This is a genomic window from Collinsella sp. AM31-2AC (assembly GCF_003469285.1).
GTDB classification, from domain to species: domain Bacteria; phylum Actinomycetota; class Coriobacteriia; order Coriobacteriales; family Coriobacteriaceae; genus Collinsella; species Collinsella aerofaciens_AT.
On the sequence record NZ_QSJB01000029.1, the window covers coordinates 1 to 14,488 of the forward strand.

The 14,488-nt window shown below is 62.7% G+C and carries 14 protein-coding genes; 2 read left to right on the plus strand and 12 right to left on the minus strand.

Features of this window, described 5'->3' with window-relative positions:
• Window positions 1-183: 183 nt before the first annotated feature.
• The 5 genes from DW796_RS09935 to tmk form a co-directional block, all read right to left on the minus strand.
• Complete coding sequence (locus DW796_RS09935) at window positions 184-1,293, minus strand: hypothetical protein (RefSeq protein ID WP_147351033.1); 1,110 nt, start codon at window positions 1,291-1,293, stop codon at window positions 184-186.
• Between the two features lie 11 nt (window positions 1,294-1,304).
• Window positions 1,305-2,111: a ComF family protein gene (locus tag DW796_RS09940; RefSeq protein WP_233539725.1), complete on the minus strand. Its 807-nt coding sequence runs from the start codon at window positions 2,109-2,111 to the stop codon at window positions 1,305-1,307.
• A 102-nt stretch (window positions 2,112-2,213) separates the two neighbouring features.
• Window positions 2,214-3,914, minus strand: coding sequence for a regulatory iron-sulfur-containing complex subunit RicT (locus DW796_RS09945; protein WP_117797512.1), 1,701 nt, complete (start codon window positions 3,912-3,914; stop codon window positions 2,214-2,216).
• Window positions 3,905-5,032: an ATP-binding protein gene (locus tag DW796_RS09950; RefSeq protein WP_118095184.1), complete on the minus strand. Its 1,128-nt coding sequence runs from the start codon at window positions 5,030-5,032 to the stop codon at window positions 3,905-3,907. The genes DW796_RS09945 and DW796_RS09950 overlap by 10 nt, the downstream gene beginning before the upstream one ends.
• A gap of 1 nt (window position 5,033) precedes the next feature.
• A complete protein-coding gene (gene tmk, locus DW796_RS09955; RefSeq protein ID WP_117797514.1) occupies window positions 5,034-5,717 on the minus strand; it encodes a dTMP kinase in 684 nt (227 codons plus the stop codon).
• Window positions 5,718-5,956: 239 nt separating this feature from the next.
• On the opposite strand from tmk, the gene DW796_RS09960 reads away from it, so the two are divergent.
• Window positions 5,957-6,940, plus strand: a complete 984-nt coding sequence (locus DW796_RS09960; protein WP_118095186.1) for a zinc-ribbon domain-containing protein — start codon at window positions 5,957-5,959, stop codon at window positions 6,938-6,940.
• A 142-nt stretch (window positions 6,941-7,082) separates the two neighbouring features.
• On the opposite strand, the gene DW796_RS09965 is transcribed toward DW796_RS09960, so the two are convergent.
• From DW796_RS09965 to DW796_RS09995, 7 genes are all read right to left on the minus strand, one after another.
• Window positions 7,083-9,674 (minus strand): DNA topoisomerase I, encoded by a 2,592-nt coding sequence (locus tag DW796_RS09965; RefSeq protein WP_118095188.1) that lies wholly within the window; start codon window positions 9,672-9,674, stop codon window positions 7,083-7,085.
• Between the two features lie 54 nt (window positions 9,675-9,728).
• Entirely contained in the window at window positions 9,729-10,412 is a 684-nt protein-coding gene (gene hypB, locus DW796_RS09970; RefSeq protein WP_117736066.1) for a hydrogenase nickel incorporation protein HypB, read from the minus strand.
• Window positions 10,413-10,467: 55 nt separating this feature from the next.
• On the minus strand, window positions 10,468-10,824 hold the full coding sequence (gene hypA / locus DW796_RS09975; protein WP_117565013.1) for a hydrogenase maturation nickel metallochaperone HypA: 357 nt from the start codon (window positions 10,822-10,824) through the stop codon (window positions 10,468-10,470).
• Between the two features lie 6 nt (window positions 10,825-10,830).
• A complete protein-coding gene (gene tatC / locus DW796_RS09980; protein WP_055285525.1) occupies window positions 10,831-11,622 on the minus strand; it encodes a twin-arginine translocase subunit TatC in 792 nt (263 codons plus the stop codon).
• Window positions 11,622-12,194 (minus strand): twin-arginine translocase TatA/TatE family subunit, encoded by a 573-nt coding sequence (locus DW796_RS09985; protein ID WP_158564964.1) that lies wholly within the window; start codon window positions 12,192-12,194, stop codon window positions 11,622-11,624. The genes tatC and DW796_RS09985 overlap by 1 nt, the downstream gene beginning before the upstream one ends.
• Before the next feature lie 153 nt (window positions 12,195-12,347).
• Window positions 12,348-12,662 (minus strand): STAS domain-containing protein, encoded by a 315-nt coding sequence (locus tag DW796_RS09990; RefSeq protein ID WP_089572422.1) that lies wholly within the window; start codon window positions 12,660-12,662, stop codon window positions 12,348-12,350.
• Window positions 12,663-12,728: 66 nt separating this feature from the next.
• Complete coding sequence (locus tag DW796_RS09995) at window positions 12,729-14,033, minus strand: aminotransferase class I/II-fold pyridoxal phosphate-dependent enzyme (RefSeq protein ID WP_118095190.1); 1,305 nt, start codon at window positions 14,031-14,033, stop codon at window positions 12,729-12,731.
• A 149-nt stretch (window positions 14,034-14,182) separates the two neighbouring features.
• Between DW796_RS09995 and DW796_RS10000 the strand changes: the two genes are divergently transcribed.
• Window positions 14,183-14,437 (plus strand): hypothetical protein, encoded by a 255-nt coding sequence (locus DW796_RS10000; RefSeq protein WP_117785965.1) that lies wholly within the window; start codon window positions 14,183-14,185, stop codon window positions 14,435-14,437.
• Window positions 14,438-14,488: the final 51 nt, after the last annotated feature.

The following is a 14,488-nucleotide window of genomic DNA, read 5'->3' on the forward strand; positions in this document are numbered from 1 at the left end:
TTGCAGCGACGGACCTCGGGACGCTCTTACACCACGTCTGCGCGCGCCACCATTATCTATTCAATGAATCCAGATTTTCGGCCCAAGTTTCTTTGTTTTTGCTGCCACTAGTTTAATAACAGTACTCATATTTGCCGTTTTTTGCACAGCGCATATAAACGGACCCCCTATAAAGCTATAGTTTTACGCCGGCTTGAGCCCAAAGCACGCTCGGAGCGTATTCAGCAGAGCATCTTGCCTCTTTCGACGAGCCTCTACGCGATTCTGATATCGTTTACCCATGCGCTGGTGGATGCGCCATGCGAGCGCTTCCATCGCTTCCATGTCGCAGAGCATTTCGTTGTTGACCGTCGCGACCTCGATTCCCATAGTAATCAAGCCCGTGTTGCGTTTTTCATCATGGATACGTCCCTTCCGGGAGGAATGGCCCAGCTCACCGTTGTATTCAAGGTCAAACCGGGCTGTTTCCTGATACGCATCGCAAATTGCATGCGGCATCCCTGAGATTGCCTGCGCGCGGTCATCGAACTCGATCTTGTAGTCGGTCTTAAAAGGACCGCAGGCAAACCCACCATAGGAAAACGGAAGCGAAAACAGAGCGAGCATGATGCACTCCATGGGCGAGCGCAGGTTTTCTGACAGGTAGGGGCACAGGCGCAGCAGCTGTTTAGCGGCACTCCCCTTGCATGCGGCAAGGTAATCTGCCAGGCGATCGGGCGTCAGCACCGGCTCGACTTCAAAGTAGCCCACATCTGGCGGTTGATCCTTATCCTTTGCAAGCCTGTTCACGGTGGGTGAGCTGTAGGGAGGCAGATACTTCCCGCGATCGCTCAGTGAAATCTTGGAACACAGTTCCTGGGCCAGGGCAAACGCCTGGATACAGCCGACCTCGCGGGCGACGGCAACACAAAGGGCCTCGGGAGATAGGCTGTACACCCCCGGTTCTACCTCTAGAATCGAGCCGGCAGGCAACCCGGAACACACGGACCAGCCCACGCCAGGCATGCGGCGGCGCTGCGCCGCAGATCCCACCAGCAAGCACAGATCCTCTTGCACCTCGCCGCCTTTAGCTCCAATTCGCACCAAGTCGGGAAGATAGATATCCTCGCTCGAAGGCGATGACGTACACAGCACGCGGCGCTCCTCATCGGGCTCAAGGTCCTTCCAGCCGATGTAGCCCATCTGCCGGCGCTCGGCTCGAATCATACGCAACGCCGAGGCGCCCGTCAGGATCACGGAAGCCGCTAACTGCTCTTTTGTCGGTTTGTTGCACTGCCTGATTGTTACCGCCACATGAATCACCCCTACCAAACGCGTGCGATAGCGAGGCCATCAACGGCCGCGGCACCGGCGCGCTTGAGTTCCGCCGAGGCCGCTGCCATCGTCGCACCCGTGGTGATAACGTCGTCGATAAGCAGCAGGCGGCGGCCCCGCACGTCCTCAACGGTCTCGTACATGCCTCGGGCGCATTCACGGCGTTCTTCACGACCGAGTTCACGCTGGTCGCCATGGCCGTATTTAACGAGGGCATCGAGCAGCGGAACACCCGACAGCTCGCAAAATGGGCGCGCGATGGCTTCCATATGATCGAAGCCGCGTCGCCGAAACGCCGCCGCCGTCGCGGGCACAAACACCACTGCATCGGCGCCGGACAACACACCGCCTAAGCGTTCGGGCGCCGCGACCTGGGCATGTAAGGCGGTGTCGTATAGCAGCTCTGCCAGATACGGCGCCAGGCGTCGCTCGCCCGCGTCTTTGTACGCTTTAATGATCCGTGGCAGCGGATGCGTGTAAATGGCACATGCCAGGCACCGGTCGAGTGCTTCGGCCATCGCCGAGGACGAACCCTCGACCGAGCACTCGGTGCACAGCAAGTCTCCAAACGGGGCGCCGCATCGGGTGCAGCTATGCCGCGGGTCGATGAGCGCAAGCGCCGCCAAGCAGTCTTGGCAAATAAGCGCGCCGGAGCGCTCGCAGCCGGCGCATCGCGTGGGCGACAACGCCTCAAGCGCCTCGTGCGCCGCCCGCTCGGCAAACGGTAGCAATTCGTCCGCAAACGGCAGAATGCCGGCACCTTGCAGGCATCCCAACACATTCAAATGTCTCTTCACGACACAACCCTCCCTACGTTCGGTCGCAGGGAGGGTTGTTGATTCAGCGCTATGATACCCCGATGCGCTCGGGGCAAGGCGAGCAAAATCCGCTCGCGGGCGTTATTCGCCGGCGGGCGGTTGTGGTGCAGACGAAGACGGGGTCGAGCCCTCGCCACCATCCTGGCGCGGCTTGCGGGAACGGCGACGGCGACGGCGCTTTTGGCCCTGGTCGGCCGAGCCCTCGCCACCGCGATCCTCGCGCGGCTCGCGCTCGTCGCGAGCGGCGCCACGCGAAGCCTTAGCAGCCGCTCCCCCGCCATCTCCGGGACGACGGCGCGTGACCTTGACCTCGCCATCCGAGACCTGATCGGCCACGGAGGGCACTGAAGGCTTCTGCTGCGCGCCCGAGGAATGGCGACGGCGCGGACGCGGCGCGCGCTCATCCTCGCCACGTGACTTGCCGCCCTTGTCGGCAGACGCATCGGAGGCCGAGGCGCCCTTGGAAGCGGCACCAGCCTCGCGAGCAGCTGCGGCGCGGAAGGCGTCCTCGCGCTCCTCGCTCGACAGATGACGGCGGCGGCGACGTGTGGGGTTCATGCCACCGCCGCGATTCTGCTGCTGGGGTTGCTGAACCTCGCGCTCGCGAGAGGCGTTCTTGCCCGCGGCTGCAGCCTCGGCAGCATCGCCCGAGCCCGCGCGCTTGCGACGACGACGGCCACCGGCGGCCTCCTCGGCCTCAGGCGTTGCGGCATTGCCACGGCCCTTTCCGCGGCCACGGCCCTCGCCCTGCCCCTGACCGGCGCGAGCATCGGAATCGGCATCGCGACGACGGCGCTTGGGCATCGACGTACCGGCCAGACGGTCGGCGCTCGACAGGCCATCGCCCACGTCGACGCCGTTCTCGCGGTCGAGCTCCATGAGCGCCAGGCGCATCTCGGGCGACTCGATGCGCTCGAGCACGTCGCGCGTCACGCAGTCGGGGCGGCAGTTGCAGCCCTGCTCGGCGGCCTTCTTTTTGCAGCCCTCCGAGCAGGTCATATCGGCCAGGTTGACCTTAAAGACCTTGCCGTTCTCCAGGCGCAGCACCAGCTGCTCACGCGGCGTGTCATATTCCTGAATACGCGCCTTGCCGAGCGGCGTATCGATGAGCGTCTTCTTTTTGGGCGCACGGCTCTTAAAGTCCTTGTACGCTTCGAACTCATAGCGCAGGCAGCACATCAGGCGGCCGCAAACGCCGCTGATCTTGGAGGAATTGAGCGGCAGGTCCTGCTCTTTTGCCATGCGGATCGAGACGGGCTCAAACTGTCCGCCAAAGCGCGTGCAACAGAGCTCCTGGCCGCACTGGGCATAGCCGCCCACCAGGCGAGTCTCGTCGCGCACGCCGATCTGGCGCATGTCGACGCGAATGTGCAGCGTCGAGGACAGGTCCTTGACGAGCTGGCGAAAATCGACGCGCTCCTCGGCCGCAAAGTAGAACACGGCCTTCTCGCCGCCAAACAGGTACTCGACGCCCACCGGCTTCATCTCGAGGTCGAGCTCTTTGACCAGACGGCGGAAATCGACCATCGCCTCGTCGCCCTGGATGGCCAAATCGTCGGCAAGCTGCAGGTCGATGTCGCTCGCCACGCGCAGCACGGGCTTGAGCGGCTGACCGATCTCGTCTTGCGGTACCTCGAAGGGATCAGCCGTGACCAGGCCGATCTCGGTTCCGCGCTCGGTGGAGCAAATAGCGTAATCTGCCTCGAGGATATCCAGGTCCTGCGGGTCAAACCACAGGTCGCGCGAGGCGTAGGTAAACTTAACGGGTACGACTAACGGCATTTCAGTGCCTTCCTGATATCGAACAGCATGACCTCGATGGCCAGCTGGGGAGTAACGTTTCTGGCGATGTTGCGCTCGGCGGTCGCGACCGCCTCGAGCGCCTGGGTGGCACCCGCAACATTGGTCGCGGCGGCAAGCCGACCGATCGTGTCGCGCACGTCCTCGTTCACCACGTCGGCTGCCTCGTCCTGAAGTGTCAGCAGCACGTCGCGCATGAGCGTCCGCGCGCTCGCCAGCGCTTCCATGATACCCGAACGCTCGCGCGCGTTGAGTTCGCGCTTGTTGCGGTCCTCAAGCTGCTTCAATGCTCCACGCGACAGGTAGTCGGCGTTTTGCTCGAGTACCTTTTCCTGCGTGGACTTGACCTCGGCAAGCGGCGCCTTGACGGCGACGATGAGCGACTTGGCGCGACTGAGCACGTCGGCCTCGTCGGCGGCAATGAGTGAGTCGATGGCACGGACCATCTGACGGCGGGCGTCCTGGCGCTCGGCGCTCTTAAGAAACTCGATGCCGCGTGTGGGGCTTCCCGCCACGGCGACCGCCATGCGGCAACGCGCAGGGTCCTGACCGGTGGCGCGGCTCACGGCCTGCGCGGCGACGGCGGGCGATACCAGCCGAAACGGCACACACTGGCAACGACTCACGATAGTGGGCAGCATCACGTCGGCCGAGGTGCCCAGCAAGATAAACATAACGCCCTCGGGCGGCTCCTCGAGCGTTTTGAGCAGTGCGTTGGCGGTGTTGGCACGCAGTTGCTCGGCACGGTCGATGATGTAGACCTTGGCCTTGGCACGGATGGGCGCCAGTGGCACGTCATCGAGCAGCTCGCGGGTCTGGGCAATGAGGTAACCCGTGGCGCTCTCGGGCGTGTAATAGCGCACGTCGGGGTGCGTATGGCGGGCGACGCGCACGCAGCTATCGCATGAGCCGCAGCCATTCTGCTCGCACAGGAAGGCTTGGGCGAGCGCCCACGCGGCGTCGAGCTTGCCCGCGCCGGGAGCGCCCAAAAACAGGTAGGCGTGCGATGCGCGACCGCTAGCGACGGCATTGGTCAAAAAGTCACGCACGCGCTCTTGGGTGTCGAGCTTGGCCAGCAGGCTTGCCTGAGCGGGGGCCATGTTACTCGGCCTCCTTGGCAAGCGCGGCGGCGACGGCTTCCTGCGGAATGTCGAGACCGTACGCGCGAACCTGCTCGACCGTCTTCTCGAAGACTTCCTCGACGGTCGTAGTGGCGTCGATGAGCTTTACGCGGTCTGGCTCCTCGGCAGCAATTGCGCAAAACCCCTCGTAGACACGCTCCTGGAATGCCATGCCCTTAGCCTCCATGCGATCTGCCGCGCCACGGGCTGCCATGCGTAGCGCCGCCTGCTCGGGCGTGATGTGGTAGACGAGTGTGAGCGCCGGGTGCGTTCCCGCGACGGCCAGGTTGTTGGCGTCGCGCACCATCTGGCGATCGAGGCCGTCGGCAAATGCCTGGTAGCAGGTCGTGGAATCGTAGAAGCGATCGCACAGGACCACCTTGCCGGCCGCAAGGGCGGGGGCTATGACCTCGTGCACCAACTGGGCACGCGCAGCCTCGTAGAGCAACAGCTCGCAGGTATCGCCCATCGCCGTGTTGGCGGGGTCGAGCAGCAGGGCGCGAATCTTTTCGCTGATGGCAGTGCCACCCGGCTCGCGCAGAGTTACGACCTGATAGCCAGCGAGTTCGAGCGCGCGGGCAAGCAGGCGCGCCTGCGTGGACTTGCCGGCACCGTCGACGCCCTCGAGCGTGATAAAGCTATGTTGAGCAGGCTCAAAAGCCATGGGCGCAGCCCCTTCCTACAAGGCGCGTAAATGCAGATATATCAACCAAGCCATGATACCCCAGTGCTCGGCGCGTCCCCAATGGCTAAAGGCGCCTTTCCAAAGTTGCGGTGAAATAGGGACTGATTGAAGCTCTGAGATCGCCAAACAGTCCCTATTTCACCGCAACTTATGATGGGGAATTTTGGATGCTGGGTATAATCGTCGTATTGCATTGAAATGTGGCGAAAGGAGTGGCAATGTCTCGGTATTGCGCCTCGTGCGGCAAGCGTCTTGCAGATGATGCCAAGTTCTGCACCTCGTGCGGTGCACCCGTTGAGCAAACAGCCGCGAGCGATAGCCAGCCCGCTTTTGAGCAGACCGGCTCCCTTGATACGCCGCAAGCCAAGGCGGACGACTCCCTCGCCTATAGCCCCGACCCCGCCGCAAGGACCGAGGCCGTCGAGACCACGCAGCGCATACCCGTCGCGAGCGGCTCGCCCCAACAGCAGCCGGTTCCCGCATACGTGCCCGCTTCGCCACAGACCCCCGCTTCCAAAAAGAGCGGCACCGGGCCGCTTATCGCCGTTATCGTTGTGCTGGTGGCGATCATCATCGCCCTGGTCATCTTCTTTGCAATCAGACCGTTCGACAACGCCGCCACGCAGACGACTGCCGAGGTAGCTAAGCTGCACCATGACGTCGACGACGATGGCCTAAAGCCTCTCGGCGATCCCAACAGCCTGTACGACGATGATGACGATGACGACGAGGATGGCGGCGAAGCAACGCTCTCTGAGCAGAACCTCTACCGTCGCCTGAGCGAATACTACGACCTGCTCGAAGATCTCGACAGCCAGGTCCGTGGCTGCGCGCAGAACTTCAACGGCAACTATCTGGAAGAGGATCGAACCACCCGTCAAAATCTCGCCGACGTCGCCGAGCGCACGGAGGACACCATCGAGCAGTATTACGACATCGTCGAGGACCTGGACGTCCCGACGAGCTCCAAAAACTACAGCTCCTGGAAGGACATCATCGCCCTGTACGACGACCTGGATCACCGCATTGACGCAATCTGTGATGCCTGGGAGATCAGTCTGAAATACGCCAAGCCTGCGGACCACAAGAATGAGATCGTGGCGCCGCTGTCGCGCGACAACGTGGCGGGCACCAATGACAATAAGTACCGCCTAGACTTTGAGGAGCGTTATCCCGGCGCCAAGCCTGTCGAGGTGAACTAGCGCTTTGTCGTTCCCGAGCCGGCAGTTAGGGACGTTCCTAAACTGCCGGCAGAAAAAGAACGTCCCTAACTGCCGGTCAAAAAAACGAGCGAGGATCGCGGGGTCCTCGCTCGTTTTTTTGGGCAATGTTTCGACTGCGCCGTTACTTGTCGGCGGCCTTCTTGGCCGTCGTCTTCTTGGTGGTCGACTTCTTGGCAGTCGACTTTTTCGCCGTCGAAGTCTTCTTCGCAGCGGTCGTCTTCTTTGCCGTGCTCGCCTTGGTTGTGGTCTTGCGGCCGCGGGCGGGCTTCTTCTCCTTGGTCGGGCAGTCCATGTTGACGCAGATACGCCACGGACCGCGCGCCGTGTTGACCACCACGATGGGGGCGCCGCACTCGGGACAGGTCTCGCCCGTCGCCTCGAGCTTGCCACGCGCCGGCAGCGGATAGCTCACGCCGCAGTCATCGTAGTTGGTGCAGCGGATAAAGCGCTTGCCGCTCTTCTCGCTCTTGTGCGCGATCAGGTCGCCATGGCGTCCGGCCTCGGCACACACCTTGCACTCGCCCACCTTAAGGTCGGGCTCGTAGTTGGTGGGGCACGTCGGGTTCACGCAGATCTCGAAAGCCTTCTGGCGGAACGGCTGACACTTAATGCGCGGCGCACCGCATTCGGGGCACACGGCGGCCTCGCCCTCGAGCGGGCTCACCTTGACGCCGCTCGGCACCGGATAGGTCACGTCGCAGTCGGGCCAGCCCATGCAGCCGATAAAGCTGCCGCGGGTCTTGGCGCTCGTCTTCATAACCAGGTCCTTGCCGCACTTGGGGCAGGCGCCCACGCGCGCATCGGCCGTGACGGCGTCGCTGATGGCGTCGCCCAGCTCCTGCGTGTGCTTGAGCAGCTCGTCGAGCACGCCGGCCAGCAGCGCGCGCGAGTGCGTCACGACATGCTCTTCGGTGTCCTCGCCGCGCTCCACACGGGTCATGTCGCCGTCGAGCTCGCTGGTCATATCGGGGCTCGTGATGCGCGGGGCAAACTGCGTCAGCGCGTCGATGATGGCGATGCCCAGCTGGCTCGGCTCCACGGGATCGTTTTTGAGGTAGCGCACGGCGTACAGGCGCTCGATGATGCTCGCGCGCGTGGACTTGGTGCCCAGGCCGCGCTTTTCCATCTCCTGCACGAGCTTGCCCTGGCTGTAGCGCGCGGGCGGCTCGGTCTGCTTGGCCTCGAGCTTAATGTCGAACACGTCGACCGTGTCGCCCTGCTCCAGCGGAGGCATCTGCTCGTCGCGCTTGAGTCCGTACGGGTACGCCTCGCGGAAACCCGGGGTCACGAGCACATCGCCCGAAGCCACGAACGGCTCACCGTTCACATCGAGCTCGAGCTTGGTGTTCTCGATAGTCGCGGGACCCATGAGCGTCGCCAGGAAGCGACGGGCGATGAGGTCGTAGAGCTTGCGCTGGCCGCCATCGAGCGTGGACGGATCGCCTTCGCCCGTGGGGTAGATGGGCGGGTGGTCGGTGGTCTCGACTTTGCCGCGCGTGGGCTTCATGGGGCCGGCGAGTACCTTTTTGCACACGGGCGCCAGCGCCGGGTTGATCTTTGCCAGGTCGCTCACCACGGCGCCCAGATCGAGCGTCGCAGGGTACACGGTGTTGTCGACACGCGGATAGCTGATGAGGCCCGCCATGTAGAGGGACTCGGCGATGCGCATGGTACGTGCAGGTGAGATGCCCTCGGCCGCGGCGGCAGCCTGCAGCGAGGTCGTCGCAAACGGGGTGGGCGGCTGCTGCTTGCGGGAGCGCTTGGTCACCGCGGCGACGGTTGCCGTCGTAGCGCCGTCGACGTGGCCGTACGCCGTCTCGGCAGCATCTTTATCGGTAAAACGTGCCGTCTTGTGCGCAATCTTAAAGCGGTCATCCTCGGCAGCACCCTGAGCGGCACCCATGCCGCGAATCTGCCAATAGTCCTCGGGCACAAACGCCATGCGCTCGCGCTCGCGCTCGACCACCAAGGCAAGCGTCGGCGTCTGCACGCGGCCGGCGGAGCGCACGTTGCCAAAGCCGCCAAACTTGGCGAGCGTCAGGTAGCGCGTGAGCACCGCACCCCAAATGAGGTCGATGTGCTGGCGGCTCTCGCCGGCGTCGGCCAGATTCTGGTCGAGCGAGACAAGATTATCGAAGGCCTGCGTAATCTCGGCCTTGGTAAACGAAGAATACTGGGCGCGGGCGACCGGCAAGTCGGGCGCAACCTCGCGCACCTTGTTGAGGGCGTCCGAACCGATCAGTTCGCCCTCGCGGTCGAAGTCCGTGGCGATAATGACGCTGTCGGACTTCTTGGCAAGGTTCTTGAGCGAGCGGATGAGCTCCTTCTCGGCCGGCAGCTTAATGACGGGCGCCCAGGTGAGGTAAGGCAGGCTCTCGAGCTTCCAGCCCTTGATGGAGATACCATCGGCAAGAAACGGCTTGCGCTTGGTGTCGTAGGGCGGACGTGCCAGGCCATCGGGCATATCGGCCGGCAGCATCTCGCCGTCCTCGGTGACCGAATACCAGCCCAGCTTTTTATCGAACAGCACGCTGTCGCAAAAATCGGGCGCAAGGATGTGACCGGCAAGGCCGATCGTCACGCACTCCTCGCCCTTCCACTCAAAACGGTAGATGGCGGTGTTGTACACCTTGTCCTTTTTGGGCTTGCCCGTGGACAGACGCTCGGCAATCTGACGCGCGGCGTCGTTTTTCTCGGCGATGATGAGCTTCAAAAGAGGCTCCTATCTCGTATCTCTGCGGCTACGCCCGCCCGTATGGCGGCCGACTTACGCCCTTGCTTGCTCAATCTGCCCGATGAGCCAATCGCACCAGGCATCCATGCCCTCGCCCTTGCGCGCGCTCACGGCAAACCGCGGCGCCTGCGGATTGAGGTCATCGAGTGTCTTAGTATACCTATCCATGTCAAAATCGAAAGCCGGGGCCACGTCGACCTTGTTGAGCAGCTGCGCGCCGGCGTGCTGGAAGATGCCCGGGTACTTGATGGGCTTGTCGTCGCCCTCGGGCACCGAGAGGATCATGATGGACAGGTTCTCGCCCAGGTCAAAGTCGACCGGGCAGACCAGGTTACCCACATTTTCGATAAAGATGACGTCGATGTTCTCCAGACCGACGGCCTGGTCGAAGGCGTCGACGGCCTCCATGATCATGTTGCCCTCGAGGTGGCACAGGCCGCCCGTGTTGATCTGGATGGCGGGCATGCCGGCTTCCTTCATGGTGATGGCGTCGACGTCCGAAGCGATATCGCCCTCGATAACGGCACAGCGCAGGCTGGCTTTGTCACGCAGGCGCTCGTTGGTGCCCAGAATCGTGGTGGTCTTACCCGAGCCAGGGCTCGACAGCACATTGATCACGTAGGTGTTCGTCTGCTCAAACCGCTGACGCAGCTGATCTGCCAGGCGCTCGTTGCGCGACAGAATCGGCGACGCGATATCAATCGTTTTCTCGGCCATACTTAGCGCTCCTTACTTTGGCCCTTTTATACCCCATCGCTAGATGGCGAGCGTGCTAATCGTCGGGGGTCTCGATCTCGATACTTGCGATGTCGAGTTCGCGGCCATGCAGCAGACGCACGTTGGCACCGCCACATTGGGGACAACGGCAATGGAAACGGTCGTGCTCAAAGACCTCGCCGCAGTCCAGGCACTCGCTTTGTGGATGGACCTCCTCCACGGCAAGCTCGCAGCCGCGCGTGAGCGGGTCCTCATCGCGAAACGTCTCCCACGCAAAGTCGAGTGCCTCGCGCACGACCTCGGTCATATCCCCGATACGAAGCGTTACCAAAACGGCGCGCGAGGCCCCCGCCCCACGCGCCGCGCGAATCACTGTATCGAGTATGCCGTTGACAATGCCAACCTCGTGCATACCGATTTACTCCTCGTCGTCCTCGTCGTCCGAGAACAGGTCCAGACGGCTCACGAACAGGCCCTCCTTGCCCTCGCGCGCGGTAATGACCACGCGAGCGATGGCGAGCGAAATCTCGTAGAGCGAGAGCAGGGCGCCATACATGAGACCCAGCGTAACGGGCGAGCCGTCGGGCGTAATCACAGCCGAACCCACGAGCAGGCCTACGTACACGTAGCGCCAGGCGCTGCGGAAGGCCGCATAGGACACGATGTGGAAAACGGACAGGTAGAAGATGATGAGCGGCAGCTCAAACGCCACACCAAAGCCGATCATAAAGAGCAGCTCCATGTTGACGTAGTTCTCCAGATCGGGCAACGCCGTAGCGACAGCCGAGGTCTCGCCGATGAGCCACTCAAAGCCCGCCGGGATGATGATGAAGTAGCAGAAGATGGCACCCAGGAAGAACAGCACCGTCGAGGCGAGCACCGTGGGCACAACCCACTTGCGCTCGTTGGGGCGCAGTGCCGGCAGGAAAAATGCCAGAATCTGCCAGATGATCATGGGCGTGCACATGACCACGGCCATCTTGATGGCAAGCGAGAAGCGCAGGCCAAAGCCGCCGAGCGTGGTGGTGATGTAAAACTTACCGTCCGGCACAAAGGAGCGGATGGGGTCCTCAAGAATATCGAGCACCACGGGCGTGGCAAAGTACAGCACGATGGCGGCGGCAAACACCGAAACGACCACGATGGTCAGGCGGCGACGGAGCTCTCCCAGGTGATCGAAGAGCGGCATGCGCGCAGGTCCGATCGGCATTACTCATCGCCTCCCTTCGGGGCGTCGGCGGCAGCAGCCTCGGCATCGTCCTCGACCTCGAGCTCGCGAGCGAGCTGGTCGACGACGGCCTTGCGCTTGCGGGGACGACGGGCGTAGAGGTCAGCCGTCGTGGGCTCTGCCGGCTCGGGCTTGGGCTCTGCAGCAGGCTCGGGCTCGACGGCAGCAGCAGGCTCTGTACCCTCGGCCTCATCAACAGCGCCTTCGCCCTCAGCAGCGCCCTCGCTTGCGGCCTTCTCGGCAGCAAGACGGGCGCGACGCTCGGCAAAGGTCTCCTTCTTGGCGGGCGCTGCCGTCTCGGCGGCATCCTCGTCCGCATCGGAATCGTCGTCGGTCGCAGCAGTCTTCTTGGGCTTGACCGGGGCCGACGCGGCCTCGCTCACCGGATCGATAATCTCGGACTGAACAACGGCCGTCATCTTTTCCTGCGTCTCGCGGAACTGACGGATAGCACGGCCGATCGTGCGGCCCATCTGCGGGAGCTTATCCGGGCCAAACAGCAAAAAGCCGAAGACCACGATGATCGCGAGCTCACCCTCTCCAATACCAAACACACATACCTCCAAGGCTCGATGTGAGTCGAGCCCGCACCGCGCCATTCGGCCGGAACTCGTCTATTCATTCGGTCAAGTATAGCGCCCGGACGCCAAAACGTCCGAGCGCATCACAAACATATGCCAAACGGCACGCCCTTTTGGGGGCAAAGATTATGCAGCGGTGATCGAAATCTCCTGGTCGACGCCCAACAGCTGAACCACGCGCATCACCGGGGGCTGCACGTTGACGCAGCTAAAACGCTTACCATGATCAGCTGCGTGGTGTGCGGCGCCCACAAGCACGCCAATGCCCGTCGAATCGATGTAGCTCACCTGGGCAAAATCGAGCTCAACGGCCTCAGTGGGCTGCTCGAGCGCCAGGTCGATGGCATTGCGCAGGCTATCGGCGTTAGAGATATCGATCTCACCGGTCACCTTAATGGTGTAGAGCTCTGGCGTGGGGTTGGTGGAAATACCCAAATCCATGTATACGCTCCTTTACGTATCGAAAGTGCGGATAGTACTAGGCGCGGACTTGCGGGGCCCTACGCGTTAGGCGCGCTCGGCACGCGCAAGCTCGGCAGCGACGAGCTTGACAGCCAGCACCAGCACATCGAGCGCAGCCTCCAGGTCCTCGACCGTGGGATAGCTCGGCGCGATGCGGATGTTGGTGTCGCGCGGATCCTTGCCATAAGGCCAGGTGGCACCAGCCGGCGTGAGCTTGACGCCCAGGTCGGCACAAAGCGCGGCGACCTTCTGGGCCGAGCCCTCGGGGCCATCGAAACTCACAAAGTAGCCGCCATGGGGATGAGTCCAAGTGGCGCAACCTGTGTTGCCCAAGCCCTCGGTGAGTTTACGCTCAACGGCCTCAAAGCGCGGGCGCAGGAACTCGGCATGCTTTTTCATGTGCTCCTTGACCGCCTCGATGGTGGGAAGGAAACGCACGTGACGCAGCTGGTTGAGCTTGTCGGCGCTGATGAGGCCGGCCTTCAGGCGCTTGGAGAACTCGGCGATAACCGCGGGGCTCGCACCAATAAAGCCGATGCCGGCGCCCGGGAAGGTGATCTTGGACGTCGAGGCAAAGGCAACCACGCGATCCTCGGTGCCCGCCGCGCGAGCGAGGTCAAAGATATTTGCGAGCTCGTCGGTCTCGTCGTACAGGTCGTGCACGCAGTAAGCGTTGTCCCAAAAGATGCGGAAATCGGGCGCGGCCGTGGGCATCTCGACCAGGCGACGCACAGTGTCCTCGCTAAAGGTGATGCCCGTGGGGTTGGAATACTTGGGCACGCACCAGATGCCCTTGATGGAGTCGTCGGTGGCAACCAGGCGCTCAACCTCGTCCATGTCGGGGCCGTTGTCGGTCATCGCGACGGGGACGTTCTCGATGCCCAAGTCGGCGGTGATGCCAAAGTGGCGATCGTAGCCGGGAACGGGGCACAGGAACTTGACCTTCTTGCCGTCGTGCGCTGCCTCGTAAGCCTCCCAAGGGTCGCTGCCGCACGAGCCGCAACGCCAGAACATACCGGCGATATCGTGCTCGATCAGCAGGCTCGATGAGCCCAGTACGAGCGTCTGCTCGGCAGGACAACCCAGGAACTCCCCCGCCAGCTTGCGTGCCGAGGGAATGCCCTCGAAGCAACCGTAGTTGGAGCAGTCGACATTGCCGTCGTGCAGATCGGCATCGGCATTGAGGATATCGAGCATGGGGCGCGAGATGTCCACCTGGGAGGGCGACGGCTTGCCGCGGGCCATATCGAGCGCCAGACCCTTGGCCTTGACCTCGGCGACCTCGGCCTTGAGCGCCTCGATGGCGGCATCGAGTTCGGTGGTTTCCATCTTCTGGTAGATCGTCTGCATGGGTGCGACCTTTCGCGAAGCGGGACGTTGCAGTTCGTCTAAGTATAGACCGCCACCGCCGCAACGTTATGAAGCCGTGATAGATTAAGTCCATCGCAATAAATTACGAATCGCCGCGCATGCCGGCGTGGGGCGCCCAAGGAGGCACTATGGAGTACGGATTGTTCCAGGCCGAGGAATTCGGTGACCTGCAGCGCCTGGTCGACGGACTGTTTTACGACCGCCACGCCATCGACCGGCTTGACCTAATCGTGCAGGCCGAAATCGTCGACTTGGCACCCGACCTCATGGAAATCGTGAACCTTTTGCCGCCCGGCTGCTACGATCGCCGGTCGCTGTGCGACCAGCTCAACTCCGCCTTGGCTGCCCACGGCTGGGGCGCCGTCTACGGAACGGTGGAATAAGGGTGGCGCGCGCAGACGTGGTGTAAGAGCGTCCCGAGGTCCGTCGCTGCA